Below are 15,984 nucleotides of genomic sequence, written 5' to 3'. Positions count from 1 at the left end.
TAAATAATCAATTGGAGTCAAAATGGCTAAGGTAGAACAACGCTTTGATTACGTCAAGATAGGATTAGCTTCACCAGAAAGAATTCGACAGTGGGGAGAGAGAACTTTACCCAACGGTCAGATTACCGGTGAAGTGACAAAACCCGAAACAATAAATTACCGGACGTTAAAACCTGAAATGGATGGCTTGTTTTGCGAGCGCATTTTTGGGCCGGCAAAAGATTGGGAATGTCATTGTGGGAAGTACAAACGAGTTCGCCATAGAGGTATTGTTTGCGAAAGATGCGGTGTAGAAGTCACAGAATCTCGCGTGCGCCGTCACCGGATGGGATTTATCAAATTAGCAGCTCCAGTAGCTCACGTTTGGTATCTCAAAGGCATCCCGAGTTACATGGCAATTCTATTAGATATGCCGCTGCGAGATGTCGAACAAATCGTGTATTTCAATGCCTACGTTGTCCTTAATGCAGGTAATGCAGAAAAGCTGCAATACAAGCAATTGCTCACGGAAGATGCTTGGCTGGAAATAGAAGACGAACTTTACAGCGAAGATTCCACGCTGACGGGCGTAGAAGTAGGCATAGGTGCTGAAGCTTTGCAAGTTTTGCTGCAAAATATTCCGCTAGAAAGTGAAGCGGAAAAGTTGCGGGAAGATATTGCTAATGCTAAAGGTCAAAAACGGGCAAAGTTAATTAAACGCTTGCGGGTAATTGACAACTTCATCGCTACGGGCTCTCAACCCGATTGGATGGTGCTCAATGTGATTCCGGTGATTCCCCCCGACTTGCGGCCGATGGTGCAGTTAGACGGCGGGCGTTTTGCAACCAGTGACCTCAACGACCTCTATCGGAGAGTCATCAACCGCAATAACCGCTTGGCGAGACTGCAAGAAATTCTGGCGCCGGAGATTATCATCCGCAACGAAAAGCGGATGCTGCAAGAAGCTGTGGATGCGCTGATTGACAACGGTCGCCGGGGCCGGACGGTGGTGGGGGCAAACAACCGCCCGCTGAAGTCGCTGTCGGACATCATTGAAGGGAAACAAGGTCGCTTCCGGCAAAACTTGCTGGGTAAACGGGTTGACTACTCCGGGCGTTCGGTGATTGTGGTGGGGCCGAAACTGAAAATTCATCAGTGCGGTTTGCCGAGGGAAATGGCGATCGAACTTTTCCAGCCTTTCGTCATCCACCGCCTGATCCGCCAAGGATTGGTCAACAACATCAAAGCTGCCAAAAAACTGATCCAGCGCAACGATCCCAGCGTTTGGGACGTGCTTCAGGAGGTGATTGAAGGACACCCGGTAATGCTAAACCGGGCGCCGACGCTTCACCGTTTGGGGATTCAAGCCTTTGAGCCGATTTTGGTTGACGGGAGGGCAATTCAGCTTCACCCGCTAGTCTGTCCGGCTTTTAACGCTGACTTTGACGGCGACCAAATGGCCGTGCACGTGCCTTTGTCTCTGGAATCTCAGGCGGAAGCACGCTTGCTGATGCTGGCTTCTAACAACATTATGTCGCCGGCAACCGGAAGACCGATCGTTACTCCTTCTCAAGATATGGTGCTCGGTTGCTATTACTTAACAGCCGAAAATCCTGACGCTCAAAAAGGAGCTGGTCACTATTTTTCCAACCTTACCGACGCGGTTGTAGCTTACGAACAAGGAGTCGTTGACTTGCACTCTTATGTGTGGGTGAGGTTTCAAGGCGCCATAGAAAACACAGAACCCGAAGGAGAACCGCTGAAGGTGGAACGCTCTACCGACGGTATCGTGACGAAAGAATACAAGTTCCGCCGGGTTCGGGAAGACGGAGACGGCAAGGTGATCAATCAATTCATTCGCACTACTCCGGGCAGGATTATCTATCACCAAACCATCGAATCGGTAATTAACAATTAGAAAGAGGTAATGGATAAGAGGTAACGGGTAAGAGGTAATGGGTAATAACTGACAAATAATCGCTAACAAATAATAGTGATTGAAACCGGAAAATTCACCCATTACTACTTACAAATACTTCAGCGACGCGGTTAATGAGCGAAGTCTAAGGGCAGTAAAAGTTACCAATTACCAAGTAAGTAGGTAGGTGCAAATAAACTTTATTATGGGAAGGGCAGGTGAGTCCATTCATCTCCTAGCTTAGCTCTCTTCCTTATACGCTAAACCAGCCCCTACAAAATGCTTGTTGTTTTTTCCCGTCGCTCTACTTATCAATTACCAATTACCAATTACCAATACTTCGGCTACGCGGTTCCTCAATCCTTCGGCTTCGCTCAGTGGAGCCGAAGTTGAACGGCAGTAAAAGTTACCAATTACCAATTACCACTACTCAGAAAAATGACAGAAAATAAGGAAATTGTTTTTCGCAATCGAGTTGTTGACAAAGGTCAGCTCAAAAAATTAATCTCTTGGTCTTTCATGCACTACGGAACGGCCCGTACAGCGCAAATGGCCGATAAACTCAAGGATTTGGGTTTCCGGTTTGCGACACGGGCGGGTGTTTCGATTAGCGTGGATGATTTGCAGGTGCCACCGTCAAAACGATCGCTCCTAGATGCAGCCGAAGAAGAAATCCGCATCACCGAACAAAAATACACCAGAGGCGAAATCACCGAAGTCGAACGCTTCCAAAAAGTAATCGATACCTGGAACAGCACATCAGAAGACCTCAAAGACGAAGTAGTCAAAAACTTCCGAGCCACAGACCCCCTAAACTCGGTCTACATGATGGCCTTCTCCGGCGCCCGGGGAAACATTTCTCAAGTGCGGCAGCTAGTCGGAATGCGCGGATTGATGGCTGACCCCCAAGGCGAAATCATCGACTTGCCAATTAAAACCAACTTCCGGGAAGGACTCACCGTTACCGAATACATCATCTCTTCCTACGGCGCGCGCAAAGGCTTGGTAGATACAGCGTTGCGGACGGCAGACTCTGGCTATTTGACTCGCCGTTTGGTGGATGTATCCCAAGACGTAATTGTGCGGGAAGTGGACTGCGGCACTCAGCGGGGAATTCGAGTACGGCCGATGACGGACGGAGCAACAGTGCTGATTCCCCTCAAGGACAGGCTGCTAGGGCGTGTGTTCGCCAGAGATGTGGTGCATCCCAAAACCGGGGAAATCGTGTCTTACGGCAGCGAAAAAGCCGTCCGAAATCAGCCAATTACCGAAGAGTTGGCGGGGGAAATTGGTAATTCTGGGGTGGGAGAGGTGTATTTACGATCGCCCCTGACTTGCGAATCAACCCGATCGGTTTGTCAGCACTGCTACGGCTGGAGTCTCGCCCACTTGAAAATGGTGGACATGGGAGAAGCGATCGGGATTATTGCAGCTCAGTCGATCGGGGAACCGGGAACCCAGCTCACCATGCGTACCTTCCACACAGGTGGCGTATTCACCGGAGAAGTCGCCAAACAAGAACGCGCACCCTTCCCCGGCGTAGTGAAATTCAAGAACTTGCGTACCCGCTCCTTCCGCACCAGACACGGCGAAGAAGCACTGGTGGCAGAAAACAACGGCAAACTTGTATTTGAAGGCGACGGCTTTGAAGAAGGGAAATCCGGCGCCAAAAATCAAAAACTGAAAATCGAATTGGCGATCGTCCAGGGTTCTACTCTGATGGTCAAAGACGGACAACGGGCCATTCCCGGTCAAGTTTTGGCAGAAGTGCCGATCCTCGGTCGCGCAGCCCGCAAAACAACGGAAAAAGTTACTACGGACGTGGCTTCCGACTTAGCCGGAGAAGCCAAATTTGCGGATTTGGTGCCCGAAGAAAAAACCGACCGCCAAGGGAACACAACCCGCACAGCCAGCAAAGGCGGGCTGATTTGGATTCTCTCAGGAGAAGTCTACAACTTGCCCCCCGGCGCCGAACCGGCAGTGAAAAATGGCGATCGCATTCCGGCAGAAAGCGTGATTGCCGAAACTAAACTCGTCTCCGAACACGGTGGCGTAGTCCGCATCGCTGACCCCAGAGAAATCGAAATTATCACCGCCCAAGTCCTGCTCGACCAAGCTGTTGTGCGGGCTGAAAGCGCAGGCGGCCGCGACCACTACACGATCGAAACAGCTTCTAAGCAGCGGTTTTCCCTGAAGACGGCTCCTGGGAGCAAAGTGATTAACGGGGAAGTCGTCGCCGAACTGCTCGACGACAGCTACCGCACAGCTACAGGGGGCATTGTCAAGTACGGCGGGGTGGAAGTCCACAAGCGCGGCAAAGCTAAACTTGGCTACGAAGTCGTTAAAGGTGGCACTCTGCTCTGGATACCGGAAGAGTGCCACGAGGTCAATAAGGATATTTCTCTGCTGCTGGTTGAAGATGGCCAGTACGTTGAGGCCGGTACTGAGGTGGTTAAGGATATTTTCTGCCAAACCAGCGGGGCAGTGGAAATCACTCAGAAAAATGACATCCTGCGGGAAATTGTGATCAAACCGGGGACACTCCATGTAGTAGACCGCCCGCCGCTAACATTTGGGGAAGGTCAAATCGTCAACGCCGGTCAAGAAATTTTCCCGGGCTTGGTTGCCGAAGAGTTGGGCTATGCAGAGTATATCGAAACTCCCGAAGGCCCGGCTTTGCTGCTGCGGCCTGTGGTGGAGTTTCCGGTGCCGGATAAGCCACCAGTGCCTTCTCAGACGGCGCTGAATGAGTCAATCTCTTTGAAAGCGGTGCAGCGACTTCCTTATAAGGATGGAGAGCGCGTCAAGTCTGTCGAGGGATTGGAACTGCTGCGGACTCAGCTTATCTTGGAAATTGGTTCGGGAGCTCCGCAACTGGCGGCGGATATCGAGCTGCTGCCGGATGAGGATGATGCTATGGCTTTTGGGGCGGACGGTTCGGGTCCGGCTTGGGGTTCACCTGAAGACGGTACGGAGTCGCAAGAGTTGGCGATGGCTGTGGCTGATGGGGGCGATCGAGTTTCAAAGACTTTCCGCTTGCAGCTAGTCATTTTGGAATCGCTGGTGATTCGGCGGGACGTGTCTGCAGATCCGACTCAGGGCAGCACCCACACGCGGCTCTTGGTCGAAGATGGGCAGTCGATCGCGCCCGGGGCAGTAGTCGCCCGCACAGAGATTCTCTGCAAAGAAGCGGGTATCGTTCGGGGCATCCGTGAGGGGCATGGCGAACCAGTGCGCCGACTGTTGGTGATGCGAGATGCGGATTCTATTTCGATCTCTGTGGCGGGTACGCCGGATGTGAGTCCGGGTCAACTGCTGGTGGCTGGTACCGAAATAGCTCCAGGGGTTGTTCTGGAAGAGTCGGGCCAAGTTGTGAAGGTTGTACCGACATCGGAGACGGAACCGGCGAAACTCTTGCTCAGGGTGGCTCGTCCTTACCGGGTTTCGGCCGGTGCGGTGCTGCACGTAGACGATGGCGACTTGGTGCAGCGGGGTGACAATTTGGTGATTCTGGTGTTTGAGCGGGCAAAGACTGGGGATATCATTCAGGGTTTGCCACGGATTGAGGAACTTCTGGAAGGGCGGAAGCCGAAGGAAGCTTGTATTTTAGCCAAGCGGCCGGGCACAGCTCGTGTGGTTACGGATGACGATGTTGTGGAACTTGCGGTGATTGAGGATGATGGCCGGATTGAGGAGTATCCTTTGTTGCCTGGTCAAAACCCGATCGTTTCCGACGGACAGCGCGTAGGCGTCGCCGAAGCTTTGACCGACGGGCCTGCTAACCCTCACGAAATTCTGGAGGTGTTCTTCCACGTGCTCAAGGAGCGGCAGTCTACTTTTGAGGCTGCCTTGGAGAGTTTCCAACAGGTGCAGACGTTTTTGGTGAATGAGGTGCAGTCGGTTTATCAGTCTCAGGGCGTGGATATTTCGGATAAGCACATCGAGGTCATCGTTCGCCAGATGACCAACAAAGTCAGGATGGAAGATGGCGGCGATACTACTATGCTCCCCGGCGAGTTGGTAGAATTGCGGCAGGTTGAGCAGGTGAATGAGGCGATGTCAATTACTGGTGGAGCGCCGGCGGATTATACTCCGGTGTTGCTGGGGATTACTAAGGCTTCGCTGAATACTGATAGCTTTATTTCCGCTGCTTCGTTCCAGGAGACTACGCGGGTGTTGACTGAGGCTGCGATCGAAGGTAAGTCTGACTGGCTGCGGGGCCTGAAGGAAAATGTGATTATCGGTCGCCTGATTCCTGCTGGTACTGGCTTCAATGCCTATGAGGATGCTGGAGTCCAGGATGCGGGTTTTGATGGTGCTGTGTTTGATGACGACATCCACGATTTACAGGAGGATGTGGTACTTGATGACCGTACTGCCCGCCGCGCCTATACGATCGAGAGCGGTTTTGAGATCGGACGCCCGTCTGATCTTGAGCCTGATGAGGATTTTGAGGAAGTGGAGGTTGATGAGGACGATTTTGTCGCTGAGACTGACGATGATGCCTTGGGACCTGACGTTGACGATGATGATATCGGTTTTGACTTCGATGAGGACGAAGACTAATCATAGTTTTGAGATTGCATGAAGGAGTGAACAGCGTTGCGCTCGCTGAGGATAAGTTGGTTCCTCGTCGCAACGCACACTCCGATTTCATGAGTTGAAAAAGCTCCTATTTTTCCTCACAAATTACAAGTCCGAACTCATAGCATTGTGCGATGGGACATCGAAAGGAAGAAGGAAGAAGGAAGATTCAGAGTTTAAGCAAACTTTGTAATTCTAGAGTTTTAATTGTTTGTTGGTTCAAACAAATAATTCTTTCTTCCTTCTTCCTTTTTCCTTCTTCCTTCTTATTCCTTCTGCATATATAGTTCACTCAATCAGGCAGCAAAGCCTTGATTTGATTAACAAACTCTTGATGGTCTACCACAGGTTTAGAGATGTAACCGTCGGCACCGCTTTGATCCAGAAATGTTTCTTTATCACCAGCCATCGCGTGAGCAGTCACCAAAATAATCGGCAGCGATGCCGTTTGCGGGTCAGCTTTGAGCAGTTGAGTAATCTTAATGCCGTCAACAGATTTGCCCTGGTACACGCTGCGCGAAAGAGACACATCCATTAAAATCAAATCAGCTTCGCCGTTGGCAGCAATCTGCATCACCTCTTCAACATTTTCCGTGTGCTTCACGGCTAAGCCCCCCCGCTTAGTCAGAATTTTGGAAAAAACCCGAGCATTAACCAAATCGTCCTCTACAATCAGAACGGTTTTCATAAATAAATATGGGAAGTATAGAAACTTTGTGACTTTAGTCCAAAGAGGAACACGACACGGGGACTACATTCCCCGTCAAAAATGCAGAGTTTTTAGCGCCATCAGCCGGGAACCCTGCAAAACCCGTATGTATATCCTTGAGCCACTAGCTGTGAGAGGGTTTACAGATGCCGAGAAGCATCCAGTACCATCATTTAGACTACTACACACAGACAGTTTAGTTGTTTTTTATAACTAGACCTGGCACTGGTGAGAGTCTCAAGATTCTCAGGTAGCAGGTTTATAGTACAATCCAAGACGCATGGACGACGCCTCGCAACGCGGTTTTTGCTCGTTTCGGCGGGCTATAACGAACTATTGCTATGAAAAAACCCGGTTTCTGACTACCCGTTCGTCCTCGACTATAGTATCCTCTCTTTCGGTAAAGCCTTCGGCTTCTACCATTTTAGATTTTAGATTTTAGATTTTAGATTTTAGATGGGAACTGATTGACTGGATATCAGTTTGGATCACGGGCCGACAGTTGCATTATTTTTTGAACTGGTATTAGATTCGGGAATGTGTGATAATTATTTTCCTTCTTCCTCATTAAAATCAAGCCATGTTTATTCACATACTCCCGTCGCCACAGCATTTGAAGTAGCGAATCTAGCGGGAGTTGGCGGGGATTGTTGGAGATTCCTAATTCTCAGTTTTAACCCATCAAAACGGCTTAAAATATCGACGCTTCCGTTCATCAATGGGATGTCAGACTAGGAGATATCGCCAGGAGAGCTTTTGACTGATGAATTCATCAATATCGGATCGGTATTTTTGACACTCTCAGCGAGTCACGGCCACGATCTATGGTTGAATAAGCCCAAAACTTGGACTTCACTCATAGTCCAGTCGCCTCTACACGATCAGACAGAACAAGTACCAGTACCAGAGGTATTCCAATTCCGCTTACTTTTCTTTTTTAATAGTTTCGGAGTACATCACGCTTGCCAAAATACGGTAAGCTCGATCGTCTACCATTGCTGCTTGATCCACGCTACGGCTGTACCGAGACGAGATCAATCTGGGGTTTCTCCTGAATAGAATATTTCTTCGTGTAGATGGTTATTCCTAATTACAATTAAATTCTATCATGGATTGACGGGGACTCAAGTCCCTCGTGATGCTTTCCTAGGAAGAGCTACAGCCTCACTACGTTCTGAGTTTCTGGCATTCCGTGTTCTCCTGTGAATCAACCTTCTCACGGCAGAAGGTAAATAGACAGGTAGGCGCAAATGAAGGCAACATAGAGGTTAGGGTAAGAGTGGAGAGTAAGAGGCAAGTGTTGCCCGTCTTCGGAACTCTGATTCTGCTTTCACAAGTTAAGTTTATTTTTATTCTTCAACAGGGCGGTTGGGTCGAACTTTCGGTTCGCCTGCGGCAAACGCTTTTCAATCGAGACAGGCAACCTCGGCATTATTGACAGAGGCTGTTTTCACTCAGGAATTAACGGACACAAGGACTCATGGCTAAACAACTCAACCTACTTTCCGGGCAAGTAATTTCTACGCCTCTGCACGCCGAGATGCAGCAATCGTACCTCGAATATGCCATGAGTGTGATCGTCGGGCGAGCTTTGCCTGATGTCCGCGACGGTTTAAAACCTGTTCACCGTCGAATTTTATATGCGATGCACGAACTCGGTCTGACGCCAGACCGACCTTACCGTAAGTGCGCGCGGGTAGTTGGAGATGTTTTGGGAAAATATCACCCGCACGGCGACCAATCGGTTTACGACGCTCTGGTACGCATGGTTCAGGAGTTTTCGAGCCGCTATCCTTTACTGGCGGGTCACGGCAATTTCGGTTCGGTGGACAATGATCCGGCGGCTGCTATGCGCTATACGGAAACTAGGCTAGCACCGATCGCCCACGAAGCTATGCTAACCCAAGTCGGCGATGCAACTGTTGATTTTACTGCTAACTTTGACAGTTCGCAGCAGGAACCGACTGCGCTGCCTGCTCAGTTGCCGTTTTTGTTACTCAACGGCTGTACGGGCATTGCTGTGGGGATGGCAACTAATATCCCCCCGCACAATTTGGGGGAGGTGGTAGACGGTTTAATTGCTTTGATTGAAAACCCGGAACTATCGGACGAGAAGTTGATAGAACTGATTCCGGGCCCGGATTTTCCAACAGGAGGGGAAATCGTCGCTACAGAGGGCATTGTTGACGCCTACACTAAGGGTCGAGGCAGCATTGCGGTCAGGGGTGTGGCTGGGGTGGAAGAAGTGCCTGGTAATCGCAAAGTGCGTACTAAAACGGCGATCGTGGTGACGGAGTTTCCGTTTCAGGTAAATAAGGCGGCTTGGATTGAAAAGGTGGCGGAGTTGGTCAATGCTGGTCGCCTCGACGGTATTTCTGATTTGCGTGACGAGAGCGATCGCGAAGGCATTCGAGTGGTGATTGAACTCAAGCGGGAATTTACCCCAGAAGCGGTTCTGGCTCGTCTTTATCAACAAACTGACCTACAAACAAATTTTGGGGCGATTTTGCTGGCAATTGTCAACGGTCAACCGCGACAGTTGACGCTGAGACAATTGTTGCAGGAATTTCTGGATTTCCGGGAAGTGACTCTTACCCGCCGCTACAATTACGAGTTGCAAGCTGCAGAACGCCGCTGTCATATTGTCCAAGGCTTAATGTTGGCTTTGACAAATCTCGATACAGCGATCGACATTCTCAGAAATTCTCCTGACGGCTCTACTGCTAAGCAAACTTTCCAAGTTCGCCTCAATTTGAGCGAAAGTCAAGCTGATGCGATTTTGGCGATGCCTATGCGTAGGCTGACTGGTTTGGAAAGGCAAAATTTGCAGTCTGAGTTTGATGAGTTGATGGCTAATATTCAAGAATTGCAGCGGTTGTTGAGCGACAGACGCGAACTTTTGAAGGCTTTAAAGAAGGAATTGCGATCGCTCAAACGCAAGTACGCTGACCCCCGCCGCACTAAATTCGCCAATGGAACTGCACGCGCAGCAAACGCCGAATCACAATTTTCTGGTAAGAAAAATTCTGGGGTGAAGCAGTTGTCGCCGGCAACGATTCAGCCGAACTTATTGCCCGTTCTAGAGCCAGAGGAAACTATAGTTGAATTTTCCCACAAGCAGTACGTGCGACGCTTGCCGACTGGGGAAAAGCCACGCTCGAAAAGTCGCGAAAAATCGGTTTCAGCTTTAGAAAAAAATGAAGATTTTATTGTGACGGCAAATCTGACGAAAACCGATCGCACTTTGGTCGTCTTAACTCCTAACGGCAAAGCTTACCCGCTGAAAGTGGCCGATATTCCTAGTAGTAGCGCCAAAGACCGGGGAACGCCGATCGTCAGTTTGTTGTCGCCGAGTGCTACTAAAGACAGTGCCGATCGCGCTTTGTCGGAAATCACAGTTGCACACTTTATTTTGCCGGAAAATTCGGAGGCGGCGGATTTAGTAACTCTGACTCAGCAAGGCAAAATTAAGCGCTTGGCGATGCAGGAATTTGCTGATTTGACTAATCGCGGCGTTACTGTTGTTAAACTCAAGGAGGACGATCGGCTGCGCTGTGCGAGTCTGGCTAAAGTCGGGGAGCAAGTGGCGATCGCAACTTCAGGAGGCCGAGTCCTCCGGTTTGAGATTGATGACGAACAACTGCCGCCAATGGGCCGCGCGGCCCAGGGATCTCAAGTAACCAGGTTGCGGAAGCAGGAACAGTTGGTGGGTTGCATCACTCTCTACCCGGACGACAGTCTGGTGCTATTTTCCGAGTTGGGTTGGGCAAAACGAATGCCTGCAGGTTCTGTCAGACTTACTAACCGGGGCGAAATTGGCACTCAAGCTTTTCGTTTCTCAGAGCCTAAAGATGCTTTAGTTGGCTTGCTGCAGGCTGTTCCGGGTACGGATGTCAAACTTTTTACTAATTCTGGCCGCGTGCTGCGATCGACTATGGATGCTATAGCTTTTTGGGGTAAAGATGCTGCGGGCGATCGAGTTTTTGACCTGAATCCAGGTGAAAAAATTATCAAAGTTATCAGCAGTCAATAGTCATTGGGCATTGGGCATTGGGCATTGGGAATTAATCTGATTTCTGACCTCTGACTTCTGAATTCAACATCCATCCGTTAAATCATTTAAATCCCGTATACTGCTCGTTGCCGAACTTTCTCCTTCCTTGAATACCCCAATTACCAATGCCCCATGCCCCATACCCCATACCCCATCTAAAACCTAAAATTGTTTAATGGCGCAAGTTGTATTAGAAAATATCTACAAAAGTTTTCCGCTCCGCCAAGGAGAACAGGAAAAAGAAGCAAACACCGTCGCAGAAACTGTCTCGCCTCTAGCCGATCGCTCTTCGTCTAACAGCGTTTTGCGGCGCATTAACCTGACGGTCGAAGACGGGGAATTCATGGTGCTGGTGGGGCCTTCTGGCTGCGGAAAAAGCACTTTGCTGCGCTCGATCGCCGGCTTGGAAGTTTTGACGGCCGGCAATATTTGGGTTGGCGATCGGCTCCTTAACGATTTGCCTCCTAAAGACCGAGATATCGCTATGGTATTTCAAAATTATGCTCTCTATCCTCACTTAACAGTTTACGATAATCTCGCCTTTGGATTGCGCCGCTCGGAAAGGGAGAAAGAAGAAGGAAGGAAGAAAGAAGAAGGAAGAAGGAAGAAGGAAGAGGAAAGACGGAAGACGGAAGACGGAATACGAAAGATGGAAGAAGAGCTAATGCCGAAGGCAGAAGGAGGAGGAGAAGGCAGAAACCAGAATGCAGAAGGAATCAGCAAAAAAGTAGAAGAGGTTATTAATTATTTAGCTTCCAATTCTTTTAAAAATCATCTAATTTATCCTTTGTTTGAGGACTTTTTAGGAGGAGCCACTCGCAAGTTGCCTCCGGGTTTGCGCTATTTGTCGGAACGGGAAAAGGCTGTAGGAAAACGAGTGCGAGAGGTAGCTGAATTATTGCAAATAGAATCTCTTTTAAATCGCTTGCCGAAACAACTTTCGGGAGGGCAAAAGCAGCGGGTAGCTTTGGGTAGGGCGATGGCTCGAAATCCTGAAGTTTTTTTGATGGACGAACCGTTATCGAATCTTGATGCAAAATTGAGGGCGGAAACTAGATCGCAAATTGTGCAGTTGCAGCGACAGTTGGGAACTACAACTATTTATGTAACTCACGACCAAACTGAGGCGATGACTATGGGCGATCGGATTGCTATTATGAATAGAGGCCAGCTTCAGCAAGTAGCTCGACCTCTAGAGCTTTATAACAAGCCGACTAATCTGTTTGTTGCTGAGTTTATTGGTTCTCCGCCGATGAATTTTTTGTCTGTGGAATTTAGTGCCCCGTTGTTGATTTCTCACCCGCAATTTCGCTTTACTTTACCCGATATTTGGGCAAAAAGTCTACAACAATATGACGGGCGAGGGCTAATTTTGGGCATTCGGCCGGAACATCTGAGCATTAACCCTCCGGCTACGAAAAATCTTTCGGTACAAGTGGAAATTGTAGAGGCTTTGGGACACGAAACTTATTTGGGGGTTTGTTTGACGGATGCTCCGGCGGTGCGGATGCAAGTGCGGGTTCCTCCTGAGCGATCGATCCGAGTTGGCGAGGAGCTTTGGTTGGCCATCGCCCATGACAAGATTCACTTGTTCGACCCCGATACCGAGTTGGCTATTTTTCCTCGTTAGGCATTATCAAGGTCGATCGACCGTTGTGACCTATCTCCATATTCACAAAGTTGCATTTTTGTCAAAAAATGTTATATTTATTTACATAAGCCTTACAAAAGTTAACGAAAGGAGTTCGCACTATGCAAGAACAAAAACGCAACGCTTGGAATTGGGGCTTCAGCGAAGGAGCCGAAAATTGGAACGGTCGTTTGGCAATGATTGGTTTCTCTGCCGCTGTCATCATCGAATTGGTTTCCGGTCAAGGCCTGCTTCACTTTTGGGGCGTGATGTAATTTTCTAGTTAAGACTTTTGTGACACTGCAAAGCTTGGGAGTTCCGTCACGGACTCCCTAAATTTTGGCAGCGGGATGTGGGCGGCAAATAGCCACTTGCTCCGGGCAGTTAGCTGCCCAAAAATTAACAGCTATATCTAAAACCGGGGCGGGGGGTATCCCCCCCCAAAAAAAAGAGTGCGGATCACTCTTTTGGGTGATGCTAGCAAATTACTCTAGCGGATATATTCTTTTAAGATGCTGTTGCGGTTGGGATGGCGCAACTTTCGCAGGGCTTTAGCCTCGATTTGGCGAATCCGCTCGCGAGTGACGTTAAAGATTTGACCAATTTCCTCCAAGGTCTTCATCCGTCCGTCATCTAAGCCGTAACGCAGTCGCAGTACATCCCGTTCTCGGGGGCTGAGAGTATCCAAAACGCTTTCCAAGTCTTCCCTGAGCAAGTTTTTCGAGACTTGATCTTCTGGTGTTTCCCCGTCTGATTCAATAAAATCTCCTAGACGTGAGTCTTCCTCTTTGCCGATCGGAGTTTCTAGAGAGATGGGCAACTGTGCGGACTTAGCAATGAACCGCAACTTCTCGATCGTCATCTCCATGCGGGTAGCAATTTCTTCTTCCGTAGGCTTGCGACCCATTTCCTGAGACAGAAGTTTGGTAGTTTTCTTGATCCGCGAAATGGTTTCGTAAAGGTGAACCGGCAGGCGGATAGTGCGCGATTGATCGGCAATTGCCCGGGTAATGGCTTGACGTATCCACCAAGTTGCGTAGGTAGAAAACTTGTAGCCTTTTTCGTGATCGAATTTTTCAGCGGCCCGGATCAGACCTAAAGAGCCTTCCTGAATCAAATCTTGGAAAGACAAACCGCGATTCATGTATTTTTTGGCGATCGACACCACCAAACGCAGGTTAGATTGCACCATTTTTTCCTTTGCCCGACGGCCGACGTGGAGTCGGTGACGGAATGCAGGAAGTGCCATATCTACAGCATTCGCCCATTCGCTGTCTTTGGGTTCGCGGTTATACTCTTCGAGCAGTTGTTCTCGAACTCGCTCTAATTCCAGCAAATCTGCAATCTTGCGCGCTAGTTCAATCTCTTCGTCAGCTCGCAGCAGTCGAATCCGACCAATTTCTTGCAGGTAAAGACGAATAGAGTCTTCAGTATAATGCTTTTTCTTTGCCTGTGCCCGACGGCGGGCTTTGGCGCCTTTGCCAGATTTAGGATCTTCCTCAGATTGAGAGTCTAAGAATTCTTCTCGATCGTCTTCTTCGTCGATAAAAAGTTCTAACTCGCTCTCAGGTAGAACGCTTTCGGCGCTCCGAAGCAACTCGATTGTTTCCATTTCCGATGTAATTGTGGTTTCGAGTACGGTGTTAGCCTGGATCATGCCGTCTTCCTCATGCTCCTGAATTAAAGAATAAATAACAGTGGAATAGTGTCGTCTGTTTGTAGTTTAGACAAGTTAGCCAGTATTGACATTCCCGCAGGAAAAAATAGTGGGATTTTCGGTCTGCTAGCTGAATCTGTTACCGAAATTGCACCATTTTTATGAGTCAAAGTTCGAGTTCGGGTTTGAAGCAGGCAGCGCATTCAATTGATCGCAGATTTTAACATCGCGACCTTAAATTGAGCTAGCGGCTTTTTCTTTCGGAGCGAGTTACCACATCATCTGCAATACCTTGCCCCCAGAAGCAAACCATGAAGTGCGATCGATCGCACTTCCAAAAATACTGGCTTTTTCACCCGGTACTTCGAGTTTTTACCCGTACAAGTTTTCCGGCACGGCACCCTCTAACTTTTGTATTCGAGGTGTCGAACTTTTGATTCGCCTTGCTTTCACTCTGGTTGTCAGACATGGGAGTTGCACAGCAAATTTTAGCCACCTTGGATATCGGTCTGCTGCCTCAAATGCAACAGCAGAGGGTTAAAGCACCAAACGGGGAGAATCGGATCTTGCAAAGACCTTCCCGATTGTAGCCTTTCTCACAAAAAATGGAAGTTGTTTTCCATTGTTTGTCAAGAACTAGGAAAACTCTGTCAGCTTAGCTTGACAATACTAACTCATGTCCGGCTCTGCTAAATCCTGAGAACGGCACGCAAAAACTTTGGCACGATCAAACGGCGCTGTTTTCTGCGTATATCTGGGTGAACGGCTGCGGCGTAGTTGGCCAGACAGTTAGCAGACAATTTTTGAGTTGCCCAAATTGGAACCAATACAATCCGTGTAGATACACCCATCATTACCCTGTTTCCCTGAATTGAATCATACGCAATCTGCGATTGAATAAAGCTCGTAGCTTTAGTTTTAAGCCGGCCACTCTGGATTAGAGACCGACTCTGACCCCCCATGAAGCGTTGCGGGTTGAGTAGTGCAACAGGGGCTTTCATTGTTAAGTTAGCTCAAATCTCAGAAATTGGGTTTAATTTTGACGTTAAATCACATTAAGTTCTTAACGTCACATTCTTATTTAAGCAGTTCGACACGAGTTTGTCGCGTCAGTGGCAAAAACCACTAGGATAAATTCTACTGAGAGTTAACCCGCCGCGCAACTCTCGGCTGCGGACTTCTCTAAAATTTTTTGGCTTTCGGTTCGCACTTACGCGATCGCACACTCTCACAAACCATACAATTCGACATCTCCCGGAAGTATAACTTCACGATTCCTTTAAATATATCGTGACAGTGTTAAGATTCCATAAACCCCTTTAATTAAATTTAGATAGCATTCCCGAATTATCTTGATAATTTCAAGCAGACGCAAAAAAATCTCCAGCGGACGTTGATGCAACTGCCTGCAGAAGATAACTCTGCAAGGGAAGGAAAATTTACCCAGTTAGCG

The 15,984-nt window shown here is 48.8% G+C and carries 9 protein-coding genes; 6 read left to right on the top strand and 3 right to left on the bottom strand.

Annotated features, from left to right (window positions below; translation table 11 throughout):
• Nucleotides 1-22 precede the first annotated feature (22 nt).
• Nucleotides 23-1,897 carry a DNA-directed RNA polymerase subunit gamma gene (locus tag QUA74_RS00105; protein ID WP_333323838.1) on the top strand — a complete coding sequence of 625 codons (1,875 nt, stop codon included), beginning with the start codon at nucleotides 23-25 and terminating at the stop codon, nucleotides 1,895-1,897.
• A 438-nt stretch (nucleotides 1,898-2,335) separates the two neighbouring features.
• Nucleotides 2,336-6,463: a DNA-directed RNA polymerase subunit beta'' gene (locus QUA74_RS00100; protein WP_333323836.1), complete on the top strand. Its 4,128-nt coding sequence runs from the start codon at nucleotides 2,336-2,338 to the stop codon at nucleotides 6,461-6,463.
• Nucleotides 6,464-6,773: 310 nt separating this feature from the next.
• Here the strand turns inward: QUA74_RS00100 and QUA74_RS00095 are convergent, their stop codons facing one another.
• Complete coding sequence (locus QUA74_RS00095; RefSeq protein ID WP_006632892.1) at nucleotides 6,774-7,169, bottom strand: response regulator; 396 nt, start codon at nucleotides 7,167-7,169, stop codon at nucleotides 6,774-6,776.
• A gap of 1,501 nt (nucleotides 7,170-8,670) precedes the next feature.
• On the opposite strand from QUA74_RS00095, the gene gyrA reads away from it, so the two are divergent.
• The 3 genes from gyrA (at nucleotide 8,671) to QUA74_RS00080 (ending at nucleotide 13,149) form a co-directional block, all read left to right on the top strand.
• The gene (gene gyrA, locus QUA74_RS00090; RefSeq protein ID WP_333323834.1) at nucleotides 8,671-11,223 is read left to right on the top strand and encodes a DNA topoisomerase (ATP-hydrolyzing) subunit A; all 2,553 of its coding nucleotides are present in this window, start codon (nucleotides 8,671-8,673) and stop codon (nucleotides 11,221-11,223) included.
• A gap of 196 nt (nucleotides 11,224-11,419) precedes the next feature.
• Complete coding sequence (locus QUA74_RS00085; protein WP_333323832.1) at nucleotides 11,420-12,874, top strand: ATP-binding cassette domain-containing protein; 1,455 nt, start codon at nucleotides 11,420-11,422, stop codon at nucleotides 12,872-12,874.
• Between the two features lie 122 nt (nucleotides 12,875-12,996).
• Complete coding sequence (locus QUA74_RS00080; protein ID WP_015179166.1) at nucleotides 12,997-13,149, top strand: high light inducible protein; 153 nt, start codon at nucleotides 12,997-12,999, stop codon at nucleotides 13,147-13,149.
• Nucleotides 13,150-13,364: 215 nt separating this feature from the next.
• Here QUA74_RS00080 and rpoD read toward each other — a convergent pair whose 3' ends face one another.
• Nucleotides 13,365-14,531 carry an RNA polymerase sigma factor RpoD gene (rpoD, locus tag QUA74_RS00075; protein WP_242723539.1) on the bottom strand — a complete coding sequence of 389 codons (1,167 nt, stop codon included), beginning with the start codon at nucleotides 14,529-14,531 and terminating at the stop codon, nucleotides 13,365-13,367.
• Nucleotides 14,532-14,823: 292 nt separating this feature from the next.
• On the opposite strand from rpoD, the gene QUA74_RS00070 reads away from it, so the two are divergent.
• Nucleotides 14,824-15,072 (top strand): hypothetical protein, encoded by a 249-nt coding sequence (locus QUA74_RS00070; protein WP_333323830.1) that lies wholly within the window; start codon nucleotides 14,824-14,826, stop codon nucleotides 15,070-15,072.
• A gap of 148 nt (nucleotides 15,073-15,220) precedes the next feature.
• Here QUA74_RS00070 and QUA74_RS00065 read toward each other — a convergent pair whose 3' ends face one another.
• Nucleotides 15,221-15,385, bottom strand: a complete 165-nt coding sequence (locus QUA74_RS00065; RefSeq protein WP_242728775.1) for a hypothetical protein — start codon at nucleotides 15,383-15,385, stop codon at nucleotides 15,221-15,223.
• Nucleotides 15,386-15,984 lie beyond the last annotated feature (599 nt).

It is taken from the genome of Microcoleus sp. LAD1_D3, assembly GCF_036702135.1.
In the GTDB taxonomy this organism is placed as follows: Bacteria; Cyanobacteriota; Cyanobacteriia; order Cyanobacteriales; family Microcoleaceae; genus Microcoleus.
The sequence above is the reverse complement of the archived record's forward strand: the minus strand, read 5'-3'. Positions and strand labels throughout refer to the sequence as shown.

What these genes read in the sequence shown, in the direction of transcription:
- rpoD (WP_242723539.1), bottom strand. Translation starts at nt 14,531, where the DNA reads ATGATCCAGGCTAACACCGTACTCGAAACCACAATTACATCGGAAATG.
- gyrA (WP_333323834.1), top strand. Translation starts at nt 8,671, where the DNA reads ATGGCTAAACAACTCAACCTACTTTCCGGGCAAGTAATTTCTACGCCT.
- QUA74_RS00095 (WP_006632892.1), bottom strand. Translation starts at nt 7,169, where the DNA reads ATGAAAACCGTTCTGATTGTAGAGGACGATTTGGTTAATGCTCGGGTT.
- QUA74_RS00105 (WP_333323838.1), top strand. Translation starts at nt 23, where the DNA reads ATGGCTAAGGTAGAACAACGCTTTGATTACGTCAAGATAGGATTAGCT.
- QUA74_RS00065 (WP_242728775.1), bottom strand. Translation starts at nt 15,385, where the DNA reads ATGATGGGTGTATCTACACGGATTGTATTGGTTCCAATTTGGGCAACT.
- QUA74_RS00080 (WP_015179166.1), top strand. Translation starts at nt 12,997, where the DNA reads ATGCAAGAACAAAAACGCAACGCTTGGAATTGGGGCTTCAGCGAAGGA.
- QUA74_RS00100 (WP_333323836.1), top strand. Translation starts at nt 2,336, where the DNA reads ATGACAGAAAATAAGGAAATTGTTTTTCGCAATCGAGTTGTTGACAAA.
- QUA74_RS00085 (WP_333323832.1), top strand. Translation starts at nt 11,420, where the DNA reads ATGGCGCAAGTTGTATTAGAAAATATCTACAAAAGTTTTCCGCTCCGC.